Source organism: Parabacteroides sp. 20_3 (assembly GCF_964238835.1).
GTDB lineage: Bacteria > Bacteroidota > Bacteroidia > Bacteroidales > Tannerellaceae > Parabacteroides > Parabacteroides distasonis.
Map to the genome: position 1 here is coordinate 1 of NZ_CAXSNO010000016.1, position 23998 is coordinate 23998.

The 23998-nt window shown below is 47.3% G+C and carries 20 protein-coding genes; 11 read left to right on the top strand and 9 right to left on the bottom strand.

Going from position 1 to position 23998, the window contains the following annotated elements:
- Positions 1 to 204: 204 nt before the first annotated feature.
- Positions 205 to 1473 carry a PAS domain-containing sensor histidine kinase gene (locus tag ACESPU_RS21300; RefSeq protein WP_022192314.1) on the bottom strand — a complete coding sequence of 423 codons (1269 nt, stop codon included), beginning with the start codon at positions 1471 to 1473 and terminating at the stop codon, positions 205 to 207.
- The gene (locus ACESPU_RS21305) at positions 1470 to 2837 is read right to left on the bottom strand and encodes a sigma-54 dependent transcriptional regulator (RefSeq protein WP_008778028.1); all 1368 of its coding nucleotides are present in this window, start codon (positions 2835 to 2837) and stop codon (positions 1470 to 1472) included. The genes ACESPU_RS21300 and ACESPU_RS21305 overlap by 4 nt, the downstream gene beginning before the upstream one ends.
- 195 nt (positions 2838 to 3032) lie before the next feature.
- Here ACESPU_RS21305 and ACESPU_RS21310 point away from each other — a divergent pair, with 195 nt between their 5' ends.
- From ACESPU_RS21310 to ACESPU_RS21320, 3 genes are all read left to right on the top strand, one after another.
- Positions 3033 to 5399 (top strand): ABC transporter permease, encoded by a 2367-nt coding sequence (locus tag ACESPU_RS21310; protein ID WP_158532928.1) that lies wholly within the window; start codon positions 3033 to 3035, stop codon positions 5397 to 5399.
- A gap of 90 nt (positions 5400 to 5489) precedes the next feature.
- The gene (gene cysS, locus ACESPU_RS21315; RefSeq protein WP_087347183.1) at positions 5490 to 6965 is read left to right on the top strand and encodes a cysteine--tRNA ligase; all 1476 of its coding nucleotides are present in this window, start codon (positions 5490 to 5492) and stop codon (positions 6963 to 6965) included.
- A 25-nt stretch (positions 6966 to 6990) separates the two neighbouring features.
- The gene (locus tag ACESPU_RS21320) at positions 6991 to 7398 is read left to right on the top strand and encodes a PaaI family thioesterase (protein ID WP_005864005.1); all 408 of its coding nucleotides are present in this window, start codon (positions 6991 to 6993) and stop codon (positions 7396 to 7398) included.
- A 293-nt stretch (positions 7399 to 7691) separates the two neighbouring features.
- Here the strand turns inward: ACESPU_RS21320 and ACESPU_RS21325 are convergent, their stop codons facing one another.
- Positions 7692 to 8558 carry a DUF3108 domain-containing protein gene (locus tag ACESPU_RS21325; RefSeq protein WP_005860674.1) on the bottom strand — a complete coding sequence of 289 codons (867 nt, stop codon included), beginning with the start codon at positions 8556 to 8558 and terminating at the stop codon, positions 7692 to 7694.
- Positions 8500 to 10413, bottom strand: a complete 1914-nt coding sequence (locus tag ACESPU_RS21330; RefSeq protein WP_373133646.1) for an Ig-like domain-containing protein — start codon at positions 10411 to 10413, stop codon at positions 8500 to 8502. Before ACESPU_RS21330 ends, ACESPU_RS21325 begins: the two co-directional genes overlap by 59 nt.
- A 403-nt stretch (positions 10414 to 10816) precedes the next feature.
- Between ACESPU_RS21330 and ACESPU_RS21335 the strand changes: the two genes are divergently transcribed.
- A complete protein-coding gene (locus ACESPU_RS21335) occupies positions 10817 to 11068 on the top strand; it encodes a hypothetical protein (RefSeq protein WP_005864002.1) in 252 nt (83 codons plus the stop codon).
- Positions 11043 to 11426, top strand: a complete 384-nt coding sequence (locus ACESPU_RS21340; protein ID WP_048928466.1) for a hypothetical protein — start codon at positions 11043 to 11045, stop codon at positions 11424 to 11426. Before ACESPU_RS21335 ends, ACESPU_RS21340 begins: the two co-directional genes overlap by 26 nt.
- Here ACESPU_RS21340 and ACESPU_RS21345 read toward each other — a convergent pair.
- Positions 11410 to 12690 carry a DUF2851 family protein gene (locus ACESPU_RS21345; RefSeq protein ID WP_158533122.1) on the bottom strand — a complete coding sequence of 427 codons (1281 nt, stop codon included), beginning with the start codon at positions 12688 to 12690 and terminating at the stop codon, positions 11410 to 11412. The two genes, ACESPU_RS21340 and ACESPU_RS21345, sit on opposite strands and share 17 nt — an antisense overlap.
- A 76-nt stretch (positions 12691 to 12766) precedes the next feature.
- Here ACESPU_RS21345 and dapB point away from each other — a divergent pair, with 76 nt between their 5' ends.
- Genes dapB through ACESPU_RS21365 form a run of 4 tightly spaced genes read left to right on the top strand, consistent with a single transcriptional unit; the run spans position 12767 to position 16409 of the window.
- A complete protein-coding gene (dapB, locus tag ACESPU_RS21350) occupies positions 12767 to 13483 on the top strand; it encodes a 4-hydroxy-tetrahydrodipicolinate reductase (RefSeq protein WP_005863996.1) in 717 nt (238 codons plus the stop codon).
- A gap of 16 nt (positions 13484 to 13499) precedes the next feature.
- Complete coding sequence (locus ACESPU_RS21355) at positions 13500 to 14897, top strand: S26 family signal peptidase (protein WP_373133647.1); 1398 nt, start codon at positions 13500 to 13502, stop codon at positions 14895 to 14897.
- 19 nt (positions 14898 to 14916) lie between these two features.
- Positions 14917 to 15777 (top strand): signal peptidase I, encoded by an 861-nt coding sequence (gene lepB / locus ACESPU_RS21360; RefSeq protein WP_005860657.1) that lies wholly within the window; start codon positions 14917 to 14919, stop codon positions 15775 to 15777.
- Between the two features lie 2 nt (positions 15778 to 15779).
- Positions 15780 to 16409, top strand: coding sequence for a WbqC family protein (locus ACESPU_RS21365; RefSeq protein WP_373133648.1), 630 nt, complete (start codon positions 15780 to 15782; stop codon positions 16407 to 16409).
- On the opposite strand, the gene phnW is transcribed toward ACESPU_RS21365, so the two are convergent.
- Genes phnW through ACESPU_RS21380 form a run of 3 tightly spaced genes read right to left on the bottom strand, consistent with a single transcriptional unit; the run spans position 16393 to position 19676 of the window.
- The gene (phnW, locus tag ACESPU_RS21370; protein ID WP_373133649.1) at positions 16393 to 17478 is read right to left on the bottom strand and encodes a 2-aminoethylphosphonate--pyruvate transaminase; all 1086 of its coding nucleotides are present in this window, start codon (positions 17476 to 17478) and stop codon (positions 16393 to 16395) included. The genes ACESPU_RS21365 and phnW overlap by 17 nt on opposite strands.
- 31 nt (positions 17479 to 17509) lie before the next feature.
- Complete coding sequence (gene phnX / locus ACESPU_RS21375) at positions 17510 to 18298, bottom strand: phosphonoacetaldehyde hydrolase (RefSeq protein ID WP_195474084.1); 789 nt, start codon at positions 18296 to 18298, stop codon at positions 17510 to 17512.
- 34 nt (positions 18299 to 18332) lie between these two features.
- Positions 18333 to 19676: a DUF5690 family protein gene (locus tag ACESPU_RS21380; protein ID WP_373133650.1), complete on the bottom strand. Its 1344-nt coding sequence runs from the start codon at positions 19674 to 19676 to the stop codon at positions 18333 to 18335.
- Between the two features lie 196 nt (positions 19677 to 19872).
- Between ACESPU_RS21380 and ACESPU_RS21385 the strand changes: the two genes are divergently transcribed.
- A complete protein-coding gene (locus tag ACESPU_RS21385) occupies positions 19873 to 20745 on the top strand; it encodes a hypothetical protein (protein ID WP_005863981.1) in 873 nt (290 codons plus the stop codon).
- Positions 20746 to 20801: 56 nt separating this feature from the next.
- Here ACESPU_RS21385 and ACESPU_RS21390 read toward each other — a convergent pair whose 3' ends face one another.
- Positions 20802 to 23057, bottom strand: coding sequence for an inorganic phosphate transporter (locus ACESPU_RS21390; RefSeq protein WP_044545184.1), 2256 nt, complete (start codon positions 23055 to 23057; stop codon positions 20802 to 20804).
- Between the two features lie 257 nt (positions 23058 to 23314).
- Between ACESPU_RS21390 and ACESPU_RS21395 the strand changes: the two genes are divergently transcribed.
- Entirely contained in the window at positions 23315 to 23854 is a 540-nt protein-coding gene (locus tag ACESPU_RS21395; protein WP_005860644.1) for an RNA polymerase sigma-70 factor, read from the top strand.
- Positions 23855 to 23998 lie beyond the last annotated feature (144 nt).

Sequence of the window (23998 nt, forward strand, 5' to 3'; positions counted from 1 at the left end):
TTACTTTATAACTACTGTCTACTGATTACGTTTATAAACAAAAAAAGTGTCTAGATAAATCAGGAAAAGACAGTTTTCTCCTAATAAAACAAAAGTTTCCTCAGTAAGAAACTTTTGTTTCCCTATATAGAAACGAAAGTTTTTCCTTGAAGAAACTAAAGTTTTCCGTATAAGAAATTTAGAAAAACTGCAATAGGCTGATAATCAATTAAAGTACAAAAAGAAACAGCTACCCTTTCCATTCTCGGATTCTACCGAGATATGGCCGCCATGCAAGGTGATTATTTGCTTACAGATGCTTAAACCGATACCCGAGCCGGAGGGCTTGGTGGTAAAGAAAGGTACAAAAACCCGGTCGATAACCTCGGGTAAGACACCGATACCGTTGTCTCGCACGGTAAAGACAAGTTCGTTTCCCTCCCGCTGAGCCGCCACGATAATCTCAGGGTTTGGCTTTTCCGCACAAGCCTCACAAGCATTCTTCAGTAAGTTCAAGAAGACCTGCTCCATCTGCGCCCGATCCGCAAACCATTCCAGAGGCTCGTCCGGCAAGCGGAAACGGATAGAAGGCTCAGGGCACAAACGCCTTAAATCCGAAAAGAAATCTTTCACTAAGATACGGGTCTTTACCGGAGAGGCGATCCGGGTCAATCTCCGGTAATTCTCAACGAAATCCAGCAACCCTTTACTCCGGCGATGGATGACATTCACCCCATGCTGGATATACGAACGATTCCGGACATCATCCGGATCTGCTTTACAACGTTTGCTCAAGGTCTCGGACAACGAGATAACGGGTGTGATGGAGTTCATGATCTCGTGCGTCAAGACACGGATCAATTTCTGCCAAGCCTCCATCTCATTCCGCTCCAAGGTAGAATGGATGTTCTTCAAGCTGACGATCCAACGCTCGCAACCTCGCAAGTCGATACGAGTGGCATCGATCGCCCAATCTTGCGGAACGGATGGTTTTCCGTAACGCACCACCGTCTTCCCCGCCTTGATAGCCTCCAAGAACTCATTGGGTAACCGACACCTCGTATCCAGCAACGCGTCGGCGGCCCGGTTCTTCCATTCAATAGCCCCTTCCCTGTCAGTAACGAGTACGGCAGTGTCCACCTTATTCAACAGACTCTCAAAATACTGCCGCCTCACCTCCTCGTCCATCAATCGGCCACGCAAGGATCGCAGGGCCGCAGACAAATCGTCCGCCAACTCCCGCATCACCTTATCCTCGTAAGGTGAACGAACGATCTGGATCAAGTCTTGCTGCCGCAAGCAATCCACCACATAACGCCAATACTTCACCTGCCGCATCTGTATGAAATAAAGATGAATCGAGAAATACAAGATCGCGATCCCGCAAAAAGTAGGACAAAAAATAATCTCCTCATGCACGCAATAGAACAGGAGTCCCGTAGACAATACGATGCCTAGGATGTGCGAGATGACCGTGAACGCATACGATCTCATAAGCCGAACTTCTCTATTTTGCGATACAAGGAAAAACGGGTGATACCCAATAGCTCGGCGGCATAGCTCATATTACCGTTGCTTTGCCGCAAGGCTCGCTCAATGATTTTCCGCTCGGCTTGTTCCAGATTCAAATCAGGGTCCAGCTCCTTCTTCCGCTCGTAAGAGGCTGTATAGAGAGGGAAATCATCCGGTCTCAGCACCGTACCCTCGTTCAAGATCACGGCTCGCTCCAAAACATGCTGCAACTCCCGGACATTACCGGGCCAAGGGTATTTCATCAGCTTACTCCCCGCCTCCCGGCTCAACCCTTTGATCGTTTTCTTGTATTTCCGGCTATACAGCCTCTGGAAATGATCGGCCAGCATCAAGATATCCTCTCCCCGCTCACGCAGCGGTGGTATGGCTATCTCTATGGTATTGATCCGATAGAGCAAGTCTTGCCGGAAACTCCCCTCGCCCACCAGCTGACGCAGATTGGCGTTGGTGGCGCAGATCAAACGAACATCGATCGAGATCGGTTCCACCGCTCCCAAACGGGTGATATGACGTTTCTCTATAGCCGTCAACAATTTAGACTGCATCGGCAAGGACAGGTTACCGATCTCGTCCAGAAAGAGCGTACCACCGGAGGCCATCTCCATCCGTCCCGACTTAGACCGTCGGGCATCCGTGAAGGCTCCTTTCTCGTAACCGAACAACTCACTCTCAAATAATTGTTCCGGGATGCTTCCCAAATCGATCGTCACGAAAGCATCGTCACGCCGGGGCGAGTAATGCCTCAACAAACGAGCCACCAAATCTTTTCCCGTACCGCTCTCGCCGGTAATTAATATATTCGCGTCAGTCTCCACGAGTTTGTAGATCGTATCCTTTACCTTCAGCATCGCTGGCGACTCACCGATCAATTCCGGCAATGTGTCGTCCGCCTTCATGGCTTTCATCTGCTCCCGCAAACGTCCGACCTCCTTACGGGAATGGCTCAATCGAATGCCCGACGAGAGGGTAGCCAGCAACTTCTCCGTTTCCCACGGCTTGGAGATGAAATCGGTAGCGCCAACCTTAATGGCCTTGACCGCCTTCTCTATATCCGAATAGGCCGTCATGAAGATCACGACCGCCTGCGGATCGATCTCCAAGATTTGTCCCAAATACTCAAAACCCTCCTGCCCGCTCACGGCATCCCGATGGAAATTCATATCCAGCAAGACCACGTCCGGTTGGAACGTCCGCATGAAATACTCGATGCGTGCCGGTTGTGTCGTTACCTTCACCTTTTGCATGTACGGCTCCAACAGTAAGTTCAATGCGAACAACACATCCTTATTATCGTCGATGATCAATATCTTTCCTTTTTCTTCCATACGGACAAAGATAAAGGGAATAAAGACAGCTTGTACGTGCATTATCGCACAAAAAATGTACGCTATCGCACTACATGAAGAAATACAGATTTTTCTATGATTCTATTTTCTAATACGTTACATTTATGGCATGATATTTGAATCGGATTCAGCGAAATTGAGTCATCAGCGATATCATCAAAAAACGGAATTGCCATGTTAATACATTACTGTGTCATTGCCTTCAAAAACATCTGGAAGTATAAAATCAGCGCCTCCATCAGTATCCTAGGGCTGGCTTTCGCCCTCGTCTGTTTCGTGCCCATACTCTATTGGATGGATCATGAGACCACTTACGATTCTTTCTACAAGGATTCCGAATCCATCTACCGTGTCTATAGCGCCGAGAAACAATCCGGGAAAGTGAACAAAGGAGCCTCGAAAGGTATCGAGAATAGCTTACGAGAGCAAGTCCCAGCTATCGAAGCCTCCACCACGCTTATGCTTTCAACCGAAAACTGCCGAACCCAAGCGACTCCTTATATCCAAATGAATATGCTTTATACAGACAGCACGTTCCTAGAGGTATTCCCGCAATCTTTCGTTTGTGGAGAAATGAATCATCCGCTACAAATCGTAAACAACATGATCTTGAGCGAACGTACGGCGGTCCGTCTATTTGGCGACGCGGAAAAGGCGATCGGGCAACCGATACACACCTTGATGAGAGCCTCCTTACCTCCCTACATCGTCACGGCTGTGGTGAAAGACCCATCACCCCATACCAATCTACCGTTCGACGCGATCATCAACCATAACATGATACAGCATTTCTCCCAGTTACCTCCAGAGGCACAATGGAGCTTCTTCGTGATGGACTTATACGTGAAACTCCATCCAAGCTCAGACCCAAAAGCCTTCGCCAATCAACTAAAAGAGCTACCTGAACGTATCGGGGTGAACAAGGAGATCGAGTTGCGAACACTCCCCATCCGTGAGATCCGGCATCATCTGAATGAAGATGCACCCTTTACCTTAAATTTCATCGGCTTGTTTGTCGTATCTGGTGCCCTATTATTGTTTGCCGCCCTCTTCAATTTCTTGAATTCCTATATGGATCTCTTTCGGCAACGTGTGCGGGAATGGCGTTTACGGACGGTCAACGGCGCAACGAGAAAGCAATTGATCGAACAAATGTCTGTCGAGCTAGGCTGTTTCGTACTTGCATCCTTGTTGGTAGCCTTGATCTTCATAGTCCAAGTCAAGCCGCTTTTCGCCCGATGGCTGGAGATTGATTTGGAGATGGGCCGGTTCCTGTTTCTTTTCGCAGGGGTAGGTATAGGTACATTCCTCATCCTCCAATGTGCAGGATTAGTATTCTTCGGGCAGTTCAGCCATACGGCAACCACCTCGCTCGTTCCCAAAGAGACAGTCAAACCCCTTTTGTTACGCCGCATGGCCGTGACCTTACAATTGATGATCAGTATCCTGTTCATCGTAGCATCGCTGGTTGTCATGGAGCAAATGCGATTCGTAAATCAAAAAGATTTAGGTTTCGACCCAAAAGGCCTTATCCAACTATCCGGCTTCGTAGACGTATCCGGGAAAATAGAATCCACGTTGATGCAAGAGTTAAGTGCCCTGCCGCAAGTCAAAAGTTTCACCGACACGAACTTTAAGCCTCAACATCATGTCGATCCCATGGCGATCTTCACGAATGTGGAATGGGAGGGAAAACCGCTGGACACAAAGGTGGACTTCCACCTCTATGGAACCGATCACCGATTTGGTGAGACCTTCGACCTAAAGATGTTAATGGGCCGGTGGTGGACAGAAGGCAACGAACTTAGTGTCGTGCTCAACGAGTCGGCGGTTCGTGCCATGGGCTTACAAGCCCCAGTCGGCAGCATCATCCGTATGCCGTGGTGGTCAGATTTCAGCGTGATCAAAGAATACGAGATCGTCGGTGTCGTCAACGATTTCCATGCGCTATCTTTCCGGGAAAGTATTCATCCGATGCTATTCATTCCTTCGGGTGGACTGGTGAATAATCTGTATATCCGGGTCATACCGGGCGAGGAAGGAAACATCGCCCACCATATCACGGAGCTACTGCCCAAGATAGACCCGACATTAGCGGATACCCGGATCACCCCGATCGGAACGCTTTACGATCAACTGAACCAATCCGAGATCGTCGGGCTGAAAATATTCTCGTTCCTCGCTTTCGCCTGTTTGCTAATCTCCTTGTTCGGCATCTACGCCGTCGCTACAGCCTCCACGAAACGGCGGCGTAAAGAGATCGCTATCCGGAAAGTAGTAGGCTCGAAAGCCTCCGAGATCATTTTCTTGTTCTTCAAGGAATACATGCGATTAATTGTCATCGCCGGAATCATCGCTTTCCCGATCAGCTATCTCGTCATGAACTACTGGTTGCAAGGCTACGCCTATCGCATCCAAATCCAGATCTGGTGGTTGGTGGGAATATTCATCACCATTACCAGCATGGTTCTAGGTACGATACGTGAACAGGTATGTAAGGCAGCCAATGAGAATCCGTCGGAAGTCATCAAGAGTCAATGAATGCCTATGAAAACTACAGACTATTCACGATCAGCTTGATAATACCAAGGATTTTTTGTAAGTTTGCGATTCCTAAATATATAATAGAATATGGAACATCCATTGAATATTTACAACACGCTTACGAGAAAGAAGGAGCAATTCATACCCCTGCACGAGCCGCATGTAGGTATGTACGTATGTGGCCCCACGGTTTATGGTGACGCCCACTTGGGACACGCACGTCCGGCGATCACGTTCGACTTGCTATTCCGTTACCTTACCCACCTAGGATATAAAGTGCGTTATGTACGTAATATAACGGATGTAGGGCATCTGGAGCACGACGCCGATGATGGGGAGGATAAGATCGCCAAGAAGGCACGGCTAGAACAGTTGGAGCCGATGGAAGTGGTTCAATATTACCTCAATCGTTATCATCAAGCGATGGATGCGCTGAACGTACTTCCTCCCAGCATCGAGCCGCACGCTTCCGGACATATTATCGAACAAATCGAGTTAGTCAAGAAGATTCTGGATAACGGCTACGCTTACGAAAGCCAAGGCTCCGTCTATTTCGACGTAGAGAAATATAATAAAGATCATAAATACGGCATCCTCTCGGGTCGCAATATCGAGGATATGTTGAATACGACCCGTGCGTTGGACGGGCAGGACGAGAAGCATAACGCCATCGACTTCGCCCTTTGGAAATGCGCCCAGCCGGAGCATATCATGCGTTGGCCGTCTCCGTGGAGCGACGGCTTCCCCGGTTGGCACTGCGAATGTACCGCTATGGGCAAGAAATACCTCGGGGAGCATTTCGACATCCACGGGGGTGGCATGGACTTGATCTTCCCGCACCATGAATGCGAGATCGCGCAAGCCGTGGCTTCCCAAGGGGATGACATGGTTCATTATTGGATGCACAATAATATGATCACCATCAATGGCCAGAAGATGGGTAAATCATTAGGTAATTTCATCACACTGGAGCAGTTCTTCACGGGTGATCATCCGACGTTGCAACAAGCATATTCCGCCATGACCATCCGTTTCTTCATCCTGCAAGCGCATTACCGTAGCACGGTTGATTTCAGCAATGAGGCTTTGCAAGCTGCCGAGAAGGGCTTGTCACGCTTGATGGAGGCATACGGACATTTGATGAAGTTGAAACCGTCCGCCACCTCTACTGTAGACACGAGAGGTCTTCGTGAGAAATGTTTCGAGGCCATGAATGACGATTTGAACTCACCGATCGTGATTTCTCATCTATTCGATGCCGCCCGTGCGATCAATTCGATAAAAGACGGCAAGGCTACCATAACCGAGGAGGACCTGAAAGAATTACAAGAGGTATTCCACTTGTTCTTGTTCGACATCCTAGGTATGAAAGACGAGGCTTCCGCAGGTGGTAACAGCTATGAGACTTTTGGCAAGGCCGTAGACTTATTATTATCCATCCGCCAGCAAGCCAAGGCGAATAAAGACTGGGCCACCTCCGACAAGATCCGTAACGAATTAACCGCGATGGGATTCGAGATAAAGGATACCAAGGATGGTGCGGAATGGAAACTAAGCAAATAATCCACCAAGCGAATAGTAAGAGGTTATGACAATCCATGAATTTCTTCAAGGCGATAAATTCGCCTTGCTTGCGGGCGTTGAATTATTAGAAACGGGCAACGGTTACGCCAAGGCGCGTATGCTCATCAAGCCCGAACATTTAAATGGTGGAGGCGTATGTCAAGGTGGGGCGATCTTCACGTTGGCGGATCTGGCTTTCGCCGCGGCGACTAATAGCCACGCACGCCTGACATTATCCATTACCTCAAACATCAATTTCTTTAAGGCGGAGAGTAAGGGATATTTATATGCGGAAGCGAAAGAAGCGTTCAGCCATAAGAGACTGGCGAATTGCGAAGTCCGTATCACCAATGAAGCCGGAGAATTAATCGCGACTTTTAATGGTACAGGTTACCGCAAAGACACGGAATTACCCTTCACTCCGTTGGTTTAAAAAAGAAATTCTATAAAAAGCGAAAGCCTTTGGGGTTTGTTCCCAAAGGCTTTCGCTTTTTTATGCTTATACGCAACACATTATAAATCAATCTAAATAAACAATATGTCATAAACAAATTATTCACATGTCATAACCTCTGCCTTTATGAGCCCCCTTTATTATAAAACATCTTTTATATTTGTCTACATCAATGCTACACGATCACGACAACTACCCTATCAATATAAAAAGCTCTCGCCCCAGCTCCGTGATGAGCTGGGTGCGAGAAACACAAGCCTATCTAAAAGCTTTCATTTCTTTTGCACCACGATACGGCAAGTAAGCGGGGCACGCAGGTTATAGGAGTCTTTATAATAGACCTCGGCCGCCCCGATCTTCAGTTTCGCCCGGATCTTTACCGGGATATGGTTCTCGTCATCACCGATCCAAACCTCCGCCGCTTCCTTGGCTTGGGAAAATGCCTCATCGTAGATATCGATATAGAAATGACGGGTACGGAATTTCGCCTCCTTATGCTCGACGATCTGTTGTCCCGTATAGCGGAAACGAGCGTTCACGAGCTCCCGGCCGATAGCGATCATGAAAGGGAACTCCGCACCATAACTCATCGTCCGCCAATCCAGCGAACGGAGATACATCGTAGCTCCCAGCATATCGAATACACGCCCTTTCGCCATTAGCATCGTGTCGATCTTCGTCTCCTTTAATGTATGGCGATGCGAGTGGATATCGATCCTACCGCTTCCTTGATACTCAAACTGGAGATTATCCACCAGATAGTAGTCTCCCTCGTTCGTGCGCTTCGAGCTGAACAAGAGCCGAGGCTCCTTTGAGTAATGGCAATCCATCGTATCACGCATCCTGAAGACTTTCTCGATCACGCCGGCAGAGCGGAACAACAGGTTATAATGCCATGACGGCGCTCCTTGGTATTCCGATTCTTTCACGGAAAGGGTAGCCAATCCGGCCTTCGACATGATCAGCCCCCATTTGAAATAAAGATCGTAATCCACCCGTTCCCCATGGGATAACGGCAACGTTTGTGCCCGCAAAGACGTAAGACTCGCTACACACAAAAAGAAAACGCATATATACAGTTTAGAAGCGCAAGCCGCCCACACCGCTGTTCCTATTGGACGAAGACTGTGTTCCCTCATTTTTGTAATCTCTTTTCTTTTTCGTTAGCTCTTTCGGTTTATTCTTCGTGATATCGATCGGTTTCTGCCGTTTCATCGGTGTAGCCTTGATATTCCAAGTCTCCTCCACTTGCCAGTTCTGCATGATATTGAATATCTTCGGGCAATAGAAGACAAGTTCCGGCTGCCGTTTATCGGCGTAATTACCGGTATCCCAGACACCGTTATCATTCACGTCTAATACTAAACGGGCATAATATTTATCCGGTTTCAAGTCCATGAAAAGCACGCCGCCATCTTTTACCTTCACCTTACGGATCGGCTGGTCGCTGCTATTCAATAATTCCACGAAAGCGGTGGTATCCGCTCCCTCGATATTGATATATAAATGCCCGTACTCATCTTCCTTCTTGATCTTGAATTCCCCGCTATACACATCGTTACATTTACCATAGGCACTGAATATCGTGGCGGAATCTACTTCCAAACGGAATTCCTCGCCATATTTCCACGGGCGCTTGATGAAGAAATTCAAGGAATTCGTCGTATCCGGGAAGAAATCGAAGTCAACGGCTTCCCAAAGCGTATCCACTTTCTGATCCAGATAAAAATGATCTTTCGTTAACCCCGCTACCGGTTCGCTAAACGTAACAGCGACCGTATCATACAGGTTGATCGAACCGGAAGCGTTTACGTTCATTCCCAGAAACTCGATGGGTTCCGGCTCATCGTCTTTTTTCTTTTTCTTCTTCTCCACAGGACGACGACGCACGGTAAATTGTACCGTATCGGTCTGCGGACGAAGTATATTCATGGAATCGCTTTTCAGGTAATTCACCTCCACTTGCAGCGTATCTTGCTTCCAGATCAAAGAATCGGTCAACCAGTAATGCACGGCTTTTCCTTCCTCCGCTGTCTGCAAGAAATACCAATTGCTATCCGCCGGGGTGAAATTCAAAGGAACCGGTACCGGAATAGTATCCAAGGAGGTATTGAAACGCAAGGTTAGTATTTTCTCATCCGTACGCTCCGGCTTCAACATATATTGACGCTCTACTTTTTCCTTAAACAGGCGCAACTCGATATTGTCCGGCATAAAATGGGTATAACCGACTGTCATCACCGTATCGATCGTCAAGCTATCTTTCCAAATCGTATCTTGACGGGTCGTCAACTCGAACGCAGGGACGATCAAGGAATCGTAAAAAGCGATCTGCTGCCCGGGCTGGCTGTACTTGTAGGAGCGCATCACATCCTCCAAGGCATAGATCCGATAGGTTCCGGGGGCCATATTACGAATCGTAAACTCGCCCTTGTCGTTCGTACGGGAAGTACGGACAAATGGGATCGTCGTAAAGGCGGAATCCTCCAGATTCGTATGCACGCCGATCGTAATACCCGGCATAGGCTCCAGATTCTCGGCGTTCAGCAAGACTCCGGACACCTCCATACTATCAATGGATTCGCCGGTAGAGAACGCAAAGGAATAATTCTCCAATACATTCTTCTCATTATTATCGGAGATCGAATTGGTAAAGTCTATCGTATAGGTCGTATTCTCCTTCAACGTATCCATCAGCTCGATGACCGCCTTCCGGCCGTTCGCCCGGATAACGGGTTGCTCCATTTGGGGTGGAGTGATGATCACGTTCTCGGTAGGCTTATCGATCTGGATCAACTCATCAAAAATAATCTCCACCTTCTTTCCCTTATAGTTTATCTGGTTAGGCAACGGCGTACTGCTTACGAACTTAGGCGGAGCCTCATCATAAGGCCCCCCGTTTGGCGAGGCTATATTCGCGCACGAGTACAGCACGGCCAGCAGAAGTACCCCTATAAAGAACCGTAAACTATTTCTTACGTATTTATCTTCCATTCAATCTTCATATTTCAATTGAGGGACAAAAATAGGGAAAAATCCCGTGAACGATAAGGATATATACGCTAATTAATCTATACAGGCCACCTAAATTAATTGAGTTATCATAAATTATCTTCACCTTATTGTCATTTTTCTCTCCTAAAGAATATCATCGCGGCTCATCCGGAAAAAAACATCAGCTTGTTTTCCCGAAAACACGTACATGTTTTTCGGAAAACACGTACGACTTTTCCAAAAAACATGTACGTGTTTTTTCGAGTCTGGTTATCAATCTCTTACAAAACGGTAATTCACATCGAACTTATTGTAAAATAAAACACCCGAAATAAGGCAGATACCTAATTAAAAACAGTATCTTCGCGATAGATGGAAGTATAACCAAATAAATAGAGCAACTATGTCAGAAGTATCAGGTATCGAATTGGAGAAAGATGCGGCAGGGAACAACAGCTACGTTCGCATCGACTTAAAGAAATATGGGGATATGATCAATCCTATATTGCAACGATTGGGAGTAAACCTATCGGATAGTAACCTTGATGAATTTGAACGAGATTGGAACAAAGGATTGAGCATCGAGGAATTCAGACAATACGCAAAACAAGAACTAAGAAAACATTTCTATGAAAAAAACGCACAAAGAAAATAACACAAAAGTTATTATCCCTAAAGAAATAATCACTTATCTGATGGATTTAGCCGACACCTTATTTGAGAAAGATTATTATTCATACATTGAGTACGCAAACATACTTATCGATGATATCCTCGACTTCATCCACACTTTACCTCATGCGCCACATTATAACCTCTCCCATACAGCTGAAATGAGGTTCAACCGATACGGGAAAGATTTGCAATACGCCTTTTTCAAACGAAAAAGCAGTAAACATACCACATGGTATGTTTTTTTCAACCGGAAAGGTGATCGATATATTATACGTTATATCACCAATAATCATAAAGACGGCAAGTATATAAGAGCTCCTTTTACCGAGGAGGATTAACACTTCGTTTTAGCAACCTGAACCCAATCCGGCAATACAAACACTTTCGCTTCTCGCAATATTCTCGTTTTAACTGGATGAGTGATTGCGTATCACCAGCGTTATGGACTTCGATACCGGATCGAGCGAAAGCGGTTACGATATGATTGCGTTCCGGCGGGATACTCTCCAAGAGGCGGGTCGCACGCAGGCAATACTCAGGAAGTTTATTTCGACCGCCGTAAGCGAATAGCAGAGGGACTACCGTATTTATTAACAGGATATTCAAGGCATTCTCCCCGATCATTTTATCTTTTTGCACCGAGGCGTATTGGAAGTGATAATGATTCTTCCAATAATCCGAGGGTTGGATACGGAAATAATCCTTGATCTCTTTAGGAGAAGAAGCGGACAGGATCATCGAGAACAACGTATCGTACCGATGCCAGATAGCGGACAGTTGCGCCAACTTCACATGCGGGAAGTTGGTCGGACGGATGCGAAGGCTTTTGAACAAGGATTCATCCAAAGGCTTGAGGTCGAACTTATGGCGGAGAAACTCATATTCCCGCCTCAGCAGACGGTAGTAATGGCAGGATCCCTCTTCCGAGAGCATACCCGCTTGTCCGAAAAGCATCGCCTCTACTTGCGACTCGCTAGCCCTTTGCTTTTGGATATATCGTAGGGGGAGGCTTTTCGCCAACCACTCGAAAGCATCGCTATTCACGCCAAAGCCGAAACTACGGGTTAATAGGATATAGAACACCTCGTTCCAATCCTCTTGGTACTGATCCAGCAGACGGTATATATCCTCTGTCTTTCGTTCCAGCCGCTCACTGAGCAAGGTATCCATCCATGAGGCCAGATGCACGGAGTCCACATCTTGAATCCGTTCCAGACAGGGGATGGGCACCTCTCTTGCCAATAACCAATCGATATTTTTCCGGACAGGTTCCGGAACGGATAGGAGCAATTGAGGAATAGGCTCACCGTTCATCCGGCAGATGGATGCGTCATTCACACCTGTTACATGCAAGATAACGGAGTCATATGCCTTATCCGAATCGTGATGATGCAGCAACCAATCGGAAGCTTTTTCGTGGATCTCCACGCTTCCGGCCCATACCGTGCCGTCAATCTTTATCTTGGCGTTGAAGAAGTCGGGACCGGCGTCGGTGTTTTGTATTCCGGGATCGATAACAGCGATGGGAAGCCCCTCGGTGGTAGCCAATGAAGTACTCGCGTAGAGTTTGTATTTCCAAACATAGTGTAATAAACGTTCCATATTCTTTCAGAGTTAAGATTTTGGATTCAAATGTAATTCATTTTCTGTATATTTGCGACATTAATTGAATTAAAGTATGAAAATTGCACTTATAGGTTACGGGAAAATGGGCAAAACGATCGAGCAGATCGCCATCCAAAGAGGACATCAAATTGTTTCCATCATAGATATCAATAACGCTGAGGATATATATTCAGAAGCGTTCAAGAGCGCCGACGCGGCGATTGAGTTTACTACCCCGGCTACCGCTTTCAATAACTATATGAAATGTTTCGAGGTAGGCGTGCCGGTCGTATCGGGTACTACCGGATGGCTGGACCGTATCGGCGAGATCAAGGAGAAATGCGAGAAAGAGGGCAAAACCTTCTTCTACGCCTCCAACTTCAGCATCGGCGTAAATATCTTCTTCGCCATGAACAAGTATCTGGCGAAAATCATGAACAACTTCCCCTCCTACGACGTTAAAATGACGGAAGTCCACCATATCCACAAGCTGGACGCACCCAGTGGAACGGCTATCACGTTGGCCGAAGGTATCTTGGAAAACATCGATCGTAAAGACCGCTGGACCTTAGAGAACGCCGAGAACGCGACCGACCTGCCGATCCACGCCATCCGTGAGGGTGAGGTTCCGGGTATCCACGAGATCACGTATGAGTCGGACGTAGATACGATCAGTATCAAGCATGATGCCAAGAGCCGTGCCGGATTTGCGCTAGGCGCCGTAATAGCGGCAGAGTTTACCGCCGGAAAGAAAGGTTTCCTAGGCATGAATGACTTATTCAAATTCTAAACGTATTAGCTAAAAGATGAAGAAGTTCACGAAAAAACAATGGATCAAGTTTAGTATAGCGGCCGTATTATACACGTTGTTCGCTATCTGGATGCAAAACGTATGGTTACTGCTGGGATTAATCGTCCTAGTCGATATATTCTTGACGCACTACATCCCTTGGGGAGCTTGGAAACGGTCTAAGAACCCGGCGGTACGCAACGTATTGGAATGGGTGGACGATATCGTATTCGCGCTGGTAGCCGTTTATTTCATCAATTTGTTCGTCTTCCAGAACTATCAGATACCGAGTTCTTCCCTAGAGAAATCCTTGCTGGTAGGAGATTACCTGTTCGTCAGCAAATTAAGTTACGGCCCTCGCGTTCCGAACACTCCGATCTCCTTCCCGTTGGTACAAAATACGTTGCCTATCTTAAACTGCAAATCGTATCTGGATTGGCCGGAATGGGGCTACAAACGGGTGAAAGGTTTGGGCCACGTGAAACGTAATGATATCGTAGTGTTCAACTTCCCCGCAGGCGACACGATCGCCGTGAAAGTGCAAAACCCAGATTACTACTCCTTGGTCGAGGAGTACGGACGGGAACGTATCTTATTGGATAAGGCCACGTTCGGCGAGGTTATGTACCGCCCGGTCGACAAACGGGAGAATTACGTGAAGCGTTGTATTGGTATGCCGGGTGATACGCTCCAACTCATAGACAACCAAGTGTACATAGACGGTAAACCCGCCGAGAACCCGAAAGATATGCAGTTCAACTACTTCATCGAAACAGACGGTTCCCCGATCACAGAGGAGCAATTCCGCCTAATGGACGTAAGCAAGGATGACCGTATGCTGGCCTCCAGCGGCGGTTATTACCAGAACCTATTGTCATACCTAGGCTTTACGCCTAACGCGAACGGACAGTACAACCCGGTATATCGCCTGCCACTCACGAAAAAGGCCTTGGCGATAGCGGAGAAGTTACCTACCGTGAAGAAGGTTATCATCGAGCCGGAGACGTTGGGCGGCCCTACCTATCCGGTCGGATACAATACTGGCTGGACCCGTGATAACTTCGGGCCGCTTTGGATCCCGAAGAAAGGGGCTACCATCCCGTTGGACGAACGTAATCTGGCGTTGTACAGCCGTTGTATCAAGAATTACGAGAACAACACCTTGGAAATGAAGGACGGCAAGGTCTACATCAACGGCAAGCCCGAGACTTCCTATACGTTTAAATACGATTATTACTGGATGATGGGCGATAACCGCCATAATAGCGCGGATAGCCGCTCATGGGGTTTCGTACCCGAGGATCACATTGTCGGCAAGCCGATCTTGGTTTGGCTATCCTTGGACAAGGATCGCAGTCTGTTCGACGGTGGTATCCGTTGGAACCGCCTGTTCCGCTGGGTTCATCCGGATTAAGAGGTGAAAACTTCGTATTATGACAATCCAACGATTCCTGATAGTTCTCATGAAATGGCTGGCAGCTTTCGCGCTAGCCTCGGGGATCGTCATGCTCATACGTCTTTTCTGCATAGAGTCCTATCGCATCTCCACGGACTCTATGGAAGAGGCTTTACATAAAGGGGATTATATCCTAGTCAATAAAATACCGGGGAAGAATAAGCCCGTCCGGGGCAAGGTCGTGCTTTTTACCAGTCCGCTCTCTCGAGATTCAGCGGATGCTCCCTTATTCATCAGCCGCTGCATCGGTATGCCGGGCGATACGATCCGGGTCAGCATGGACGGATATACGATAAACGGGCAGAAAATCCCCCGCTCTCCCCGCTCCCTCAGCTCCTATTTCATAACACTGAGCGCCAAGGAGACGTTCTTGGAGACGTTAGAGAAGTTGGACATCCCACTTAGGGATTTCAGGCAGGAAAGTTTTGGCTGCATGCTCAGCCTCACGGCTTTCGAGGAATATCAATTGAGGGAGGAATTGCCCGATGCCATAAACCGTCATTTTATCGGGGAACAAATGCAAGAATACATGTTGATCGTCCCCCGGAAAGACCGGGCTTACCCGCTGGACGCAGCCTCGCTCACCGCCTGCAAGGAGATCATCCTGCGGGAGACGGATGGCAAGGCTTCCTTCCGCGACGGAAAGTTATATCTGGACGGGCGGGAGACTAATTTCTTCTTTTTCCGACAAGACTACTATTGGGTACTGTCCGATAATACCAACGAGGCGGTAGATTCCCGCCATCTCGGTTTCATACCGGCCGACCATATCGTCGGCAACGCTTGGCTCTGCTGGTACAGCCCCGACAAACAACGAATCTTTAAACCCGTTCATTAATCATGCGACCTGTATATATAGCGACCGCCTATCTAGGCCCCATACAACAATATTGTAAGATGCTCCAATACCCGGAGGTCCGTATCGAGACCGCCGAGAATTACGTGAAGCAAACCTATCGTAACCGTTGTTCCATCGCCGCTGCGAACGGCCCACTCTCCCTATCCATCCCCATCGTCAAGCCGGATACCTTGAAATGCCAGACCAAGGACATCCGTATCTCCGACCACGGAAACTGGCGGCACCTACACTGGAACGCTTTGGTATCGGCCTACAATATGAGTCCGTTTTTCGAGTATTATGCCGATGACTTCGCTCCTTTCTACGAAAAGAAATACGAGTTCCTCCTCGACTTCAACGAGGAACTGCGCCGTCTAGTCTGTGACCTGTTGGACATGCAACCCTCTGTCGTTTATACCGACCAGTATGAGCCGAAGGTAGCCAACGATTTCCGGGAAGCGATCCGCCCGAAACACGAGGGGGAAGATCCCGCCTTCCGCCCGGAACCTTATTATCAAGTATTCCGGGAGAAATTCGGATTCCTCCCCAATCTGAGTATAGCGGATTTGCTGTTCAATATGGGCCCCGAAGGACTCGTTACGTTACGGGCATCGATTACCGGATCTCTTTAATCGCTTGTATCAAGGCTTCCATATCTTTCGGGAAGATATCTCCGATATTACCGATACGGAACGTATCCGCATCCGAGATCTTACCCGGATAGATCACGAAGCCTTTCTCCTTCAGCCGTGCGTAGAACGAGGTGAAATCGAAATCCGCGGAAGGATATAAGAACGAAGTGATAATAGGCCCTTGGGCATCATCGGGCAGCAAGGTCTTGAAACCCAATCTACGCATACCTTCCACCAATATCTGGTGATTCTCTTGATATCTCTTATAACGAGCCATGATACCGCCTTCCTCGTTCAATTCCTTCATGGCTTGGTAGAAAGCGTGAACCACGTGCGTCGGAGACGTGAAACGCCATTTGCCTCCCCCTTTCTCCATCGCTTCCCACTGGGCATAGATATCTAAGGAAAGCGAGCGGGCATTCCCCTTCGTCGCCATCAATTTATCTTTTTGGGCGAGGATAAAGCCGAAGCCGGGAACTCCTTGAATACATTTGTTCGCGCTACTGACCAAGAAGTCGATACCTAAACCTTTCACGTCGATAGGGACACCGCCAAAGCTGCTCATAGCATCCACGATAAAGGTAATCCCCCGACCCTTGATCACCTCGGCTACCTCCTCAATCGGATTCAACAAACCGGTCGTGGTCTCGCTATGTACCATTGAGAGATGCGTGATACCGGGATGTTCCTCCAAGGCACGTCGGGCTACCTCGCCGGTTACCAGTTCCGTCTCATGCAAAGAGACCAGTACGTAATTGATATGATAATAATCGGCGATCTGCGCCATACGTTTGCCATAAGCACCGTTAGCGAGGATCAACAATTTATCCTCCGGACGGACAGCAGCCCCGATCGTAGCCTCCACACAATACGTTCCGCTACCTTGCAGCAGGACACTGGTGTACTCATCCCCGTCCAGTCCCGCTATCGCCAGCAAGCCTTTACGGATCGGGGTAACGATACCCTCGTTATAATCCTTATCCCACGTACACCAATCTTGAAGCATGGCCTCACGCACCGTCTGCGACGTACTCAACGGGCCCGGTGTCAATAATAAATAGTTTCTCATATGATTGTTTTATTCTATTCGGTTATCAAGCTTAATTCCTGTTGTTAATCTTCTCGATGCAAGCGGGCAGCTCGGCGATCGTATCCAAGACGAAATGAGCCCCCGCCGCCAACATACGCTCACGCACCTCTTTCTTCAGAGATTCCCATTCTTCCGCCGGACGGCTGTTATATTCCTCCTCGCTCACGCCCATCTCGTTGCTACCGGTCACTATACCGACGCTCCATACCTTGGCGTTTACGCCCTCCTTAATATCAGCGATCGTATCTCCTACCTTCACCACTTGATCTACGGAAGGAATCGCCAAATCTATCATATTCTTATAGATCATATACGGGGCGGGGCGACCGGCCGGGACCTCGTTCGGTGTCACCAGATTATCTACCCTATATCCTTTGGCCTCGGCTCCGGGACGGACAATCTCCATCATCTTCGCCGTGTACCCGGTCGTAGAGCCGATCTTTATACCTTGCTCGCGAAGCATCGCCATCGTCTCCAAGACTCCCGGTATTGGAGTGGTGAAATCCTTCAAGGAAGCGAACAAATGTTTCTCGAAACTAGCGTACATCTCCTCCACGTCCCCCTTGTTCCAGTCCCTCTTATACAGGGCACGGAACTTCTCGTTCACCTCCGGCATGCTCAAAATCGCCTTGATATGATCAATCTTCAAGAGACCCATCGGCTCACGGGCCTGCCGGTAAGTGATATCAATCCCTTTCTCTTCCGAGAATACCTTGAGGAAAGCGTTCAGCGGAGCGAAGCATCCATAATCCACGGCCGTACCGGCCCAATCCATAATGACACCTGAAATCTTCTTCATATTCTGTATGTATCGTATTTAATAATTTTCCTGTTTAAGCGATCGTAAGGACATTGTTTTCGGTAGGCTCAAGAGTTGCTATTTCCTCGCAGCCACATAAAGCGGTCTCCTTGCGATAGCGTTGCCGCAAATATACGAAGGAAGCGACAAAAGTGGCGCAGCAAAAGATCCCTACATATCCGGCAAGTTGGTTATAAAATACCGCCCAGTCCAATCTCGTACCCACGAATTCCTTTAGCACCAATACCAGTATTGTACCCGTGTACCCCAGAAAATCTGTTAAGACAATAAAGAAACCGACGTTTCCCCGTATCTTGAAACAAGCGATGAAGCGATCGAAGAAAATCGTCTGGAAGGTTAAGTAAGCCATATACAGGCAAAGGCTCTGCAAGAAAAGCCATGTCACCGGGCTCAATCCCATCCGCTCCTGCCCGAACGACACGAACACCATGACCATCATGCCCGTAATAATCAAACCGTACAGGACTGAAAGCGCCTTAAAATTATCTTTCACGAGCACCATCAAACCAAAGATCGCCAAGATAGTCAAGGTCACCACGCTATCTATTTGCGTGAACAACCAAGGCGAGTAATCAGACATATCGATGATATTCACCAAGAAGTCCTCCTTGATATCCCGCAACACCACGATCGCTATATTCGCCACGAAAAGCATCGTCAAGAAAGGCATGAAGTTCTTGAAAAGCTCCCAACGCTGCCGCCCGTTCAAGGTCTCCCGCTCCGACTTCAAGGCGATATCCTCCTCCGTAGGCTGTGGAAGTCGGTTCAGCGCATATCCCAACAAGGCTAGCAAAGGCAATGCCACCGCCCCGATCAAGGCGGGCATCCAGAACTCGCTGACCTGCCACGTATCCATTACGTACAAGCCGACAGACTTTGCCGTACCGGAACTGATCACCATACTTACGCCCAACAAACTAGCGAGGACATCCGTCATCCTACGTCCTTCTATAAAGCTGAAAATAATCCCCCACATACATCCCAGCGAAAGCCCGTTCAAGAACATCGCCGCTATATTATAAGGAGCCGAGAGCAACCCGAAGAATACCAACGAAAGTTCCGCCATCACCACGGACATCAAGATGAACCGCAAGCGCTCTTCCCGCCGCAACTCCGATATCAACTTAATTCCCATGAACTTCGACACCACGTACCCCAAGATCTGCACGATCGTAACCGCCACCTTATAGTCCATATTGAATACCTCCAGATCCTCGAAAGCGGCAGCCGTATAAGGCTTACGCAACATATATACCAAGGAATAAGAAAGCAAAGCGGCCCCTCCGGCCCATAGGATGAAGAAGAGATCGGAAACCCGCCTCCGGGATGTTTTATTTGTCTGTATCGCAGTGTCCATAATCTTCTGTCGTTTTATTTTCGAAGGCAAAAGTACAGCCGCCATGTTACAGACATATTACTGAACCCATGAATGTATATTATTAATACCCAACTAGGAATCAATAAATTATAAAGAAATATTTATGTAACATTCATGAAACGGAAACGCAACATATGTCCTCTTATTTTGTAAGGTAAATCAAGAGTATAAACACATGAACAATCTTCAAGAATTCTACCGAAAGATCGAATATCTACGAAGCAATGGGGTTAAGATGAAAGAGATAGCCGACTGGATCGATATGGCTCCCAGCATATTGTCCTCCCTATATACGACCGTATTGCCGAATTATTTCGAGGGCATCAAGAGTTACCCGCCGGAAGAAGCGCTGGACTCGGCGCTCGCCCTAGTGAATAACGTGTCGAAAAAACGTTTGCTTTCCCATATAGAGGAGATGATCCTTCGCCTAGACCAGATGGAGCTCGCCGAACCGGATAGCCTAAAAGATAATCCTTTCGCCAAGCAATTGATGGAGGAGACACGGCTCTCCGCCTCTAAAATAGAGGCTTTCAAAGGAATCTATACCAGTTACAGCCTTTCTTCCTCCTCGGACTGCCTCAAGATGGAACCCTTCCTACTCTCCCCCTCGGATAATCAAGTCCGTGTAGGGCGGATCAGCGCTTATGGAGAGGCTCAATGGGGATTCGGGATCATGCCCGATCCTCAGAATTTCCATTGCATGCTGAACGAGAACCAAGCGCCCCAATTCACGATGGTAACGATATACCTGCAAATACCATTTTTCAAGAATCCCCGCCAATTACGAGGATTATACATCGGTCAGGATTATAATCGTAACCCGATTGCCCGCCGAATCCTTCTTATCAAGGAATCAGAAAGCACGGAGATCGATGAATTCATGAGCCGGAAAAGCGGACTGATCGATAAAGAAGATTTTACCCCGGAACAACAGGTCTACTATGATTATACTTGCCAGACAGGAGATTTTATCAAGATGTGTACAGTCCCATCCCTGCGGATGGACGAGAGTGATTTAGTCAAAGAAAAGAAGATGCTAACCCTATAAACCAGTAGAGACGGGGCATGCCCCGTCTCCCACCATCCTAATATAATAGAGACTGATTATTCCTTCTGGAACTTCCTGCTCACCTTCAAGAGGTTCGCCGTAAAAGAAACCACGTTCTGGGCTTCTTGTACCATGTTCAAATAAACCATGCTCACCTTCGTGCTGCCGGACTGCCCTTGGATACGCTTCAACTCCCCTTTCTTCAAGGCGGTAAGTTGGTTCATCAAGGTAATCGACTCAGCGATCAGCTCCTCAAAACCAATATAATCGTTTTTACGGATCATAGTAGCGCAATTTCTCAAGAAGGAGATGATTTGTTCAGATACCTTACCAAAATCATCTTTCTGTACCGGACTCAACGGGCTGAAATTATTATCGATATGATCTTTCATCGGTTCTGCTAAGCGACGGATACTGAATATGATCTCGCTGGCGAAGTCATTTCCTTGATAATAATAAAGCCCCTTCTCCACGGCGATATCGTGATCCAATTGGGTAACGCCAAGCGTACCGACACGTTTCACTTGCTTCAAGTGAATCTTCTTCTCCTCCACGGCAGTCAAGACCTTGCGCAACTCACGGAGGTTCTCATTCATGAATCCATTTACCGCCTTGCCGAATACTTCCGCCGTAAAATCCAGATCGGATTGTAATTCCTCACGGCTATGCTCGCGGAACAGGGCCAAAGCCTCACGGGTATCCGTAGCCTTACGAAGTTTAGACACCGTAGAATTCACCTCCTCCTTCAATGCCTCTTTCCGCAATTTAGCCTTATAAGCGAAGTGGCTACGAACCAACGAATAGATCGCCAAACCAATCATAGCGACCAAAGCTGGAATACCTCCCCAATAAATCAAAAGAGCGACGATGAAACAGATCGTAAAAGCAGCCCCTGCCGTAATGAACCAACCACCTATCACGGACAATACGCCTGTGATGCGATATACGGCGCTCTCACGCCCCCAAGCACGGTCTGCCAACGAAGTACCCATAGCGACCATGAAAGCCACATACGTCGTAGATAAAGGCAATTTCAAGGAGGTTCCCAAAGCGATCAGCAATCCGGACAAAACCACGTTCACCGAGGCACGTACCAAGTCGAAGCTAGCCTTGTCATCCATGATCATCTCGCTTTGGTTGAAACGGCTATCAATCCAGTTCTTAACCGGAGTGGGCACGATACTTAATATCGTAGCGGATATATTACTGCAATTCCGTACCAATACCCGTGCGACAGGCGATGTACCGAAAGACTCCTCTCCATCCGATTGACGAGACAGATCCAAGGAAGTCTTCACCACGTTCTGAGCCTTTTTGGAGGTAGCCAAGGCGATTACCATCACGACCCCGGAACCCACCAAGAAATACCAAGGTGTCTGGGCCGGTCCCAACAAAGAGGTCATCAAAAATGTATCTGTGGTAGTGGTCCCTCCCTGCGCCATCAAGTCCATATAAGAGGAATAGCCAGCCAAGGGGACTCCGATAAAGTTCACCAAGTCATTCCCGGCAAAAGCCAACGCCAAGGCAAACGTACCCATCAAAATGACCACCTTGAATACATTCACCTTCAACCAATGCAATACCTGCATCAAGATCGTAAAAAATACCATACATCCCAAAACGATCATCCCCGTATTGGCATACACCATATCCTTGAACTCACCCGTCATAAAAGAACTTGTCTTCAGTCCCTTTATCAGCATAAAGTAAATGATGGAAGTGGCCGCTAAACCTCCGAACAGACCAATAAAATATTTAGAGCTTTTCTTATAATTAAACGAGAACAAGATCCGGGACAGATACTGCACGATCACACCAAAGAAAAAAGCGATCGCCACAGAAAGAAAGATACCCAGAATCACGGTAAAAGCCTTTTCGGTATTCAGCAGATCCCCCAATTGCAAAGCGCCTGAAGAACTAGCGATCTTTACCAAGGCGATCGCTACCGTTCCACCCACCAACTCAAACACCATGGAAACCGTTGTCGAGGTCGGCATACCTAATGAGTTAAAAATATCCAGTAGCACCACATCCGTAAGCATAACGGCCGCAAGGATACACATGATCTCCGAGAAATAAAAATGCTGGGGTTGATAAATACCATGCCGGGCGATATCCATCATACCATTGGATAACGCCGCACCAACAAAGACTCCCACAGCAGCGATAGCGATAATAACTTTAAAGGATGCGGCTCTCGCACCGATAGCTGAATTCAAGAAATTCACGGCATCATTACTAACACCGACCGATAAATCTACGATGGCCAATACAAACAAAAATATGACCAAGAACAAATAAAATGTTTCCATACTGATTGTTATAATTCTTGCGCAAAGTTCTGAAACAATTATTTCGCATCCGTTACATACATATTACAATGATGTTACAACCTGCGGATTAGATTCAAAAACAACCAGATATGAAATTAGGTTGAAATTAACATCAAGTATTTCTCTTTTAAGAGAGAGATCCACTAAGGGTTTTTATATACATTTGCGACTATATATTTAGAAGGGAAATAAGTTAACAAGATTCTAGTTACTTGGAAAAACACTCCAAAGAAATAATGCAATGGGTCTGTGAAATCGCGCTATCCGATTCTCAAACTGCTTTTAAATCGCTTTATTTAGCCTATTTTCAGAGGCTAATGCGGTTTACATCCCTTTATGTGCCTTCCTCTGTAGAAGCTGAGGAAATTGTCTCTGATACATTTCTAAGTCTTTGGAATAATAGAAAGTCATTACCGGAGATCTCTAACTTCGATTCTTATATCTATGGCATAGCCCGCCACAAAGCCATCAGCCTATACCGGACACAGCATATGGAGAAAGTCCAGATCGATGAGAATACGATCGATTTATTTGCGCATACTGATACTACGCCCGAGGAAGAACTTATTTCTAAAGAATGCATCGATCATTTAAATGAGGCGATCAATACACTCCCGGATAAATGCAAGATGGCTTTTAAACTGATCCGTGAAGATAAGATGAAATATAAGGATGCGGCAAATATCCTAGAAATATCAGTAAAGACATTAGAAGCCCACATCGCCACGGCAGTCCGGAAACTACGGGAATCTCTAGCTAAAGAAATAAACGACTAATCTATCCACGTTCCCTCTTTGTAAAGACGTAGCGTGCCACATCTCTACAACGGCTGGTGTATATAACAAAAAAAGGAGCCAATCTTTCGACTGACTCCTTTCACCTAAGACGGCGGCTACCTACTCTTCCACTGTTACGCAGTA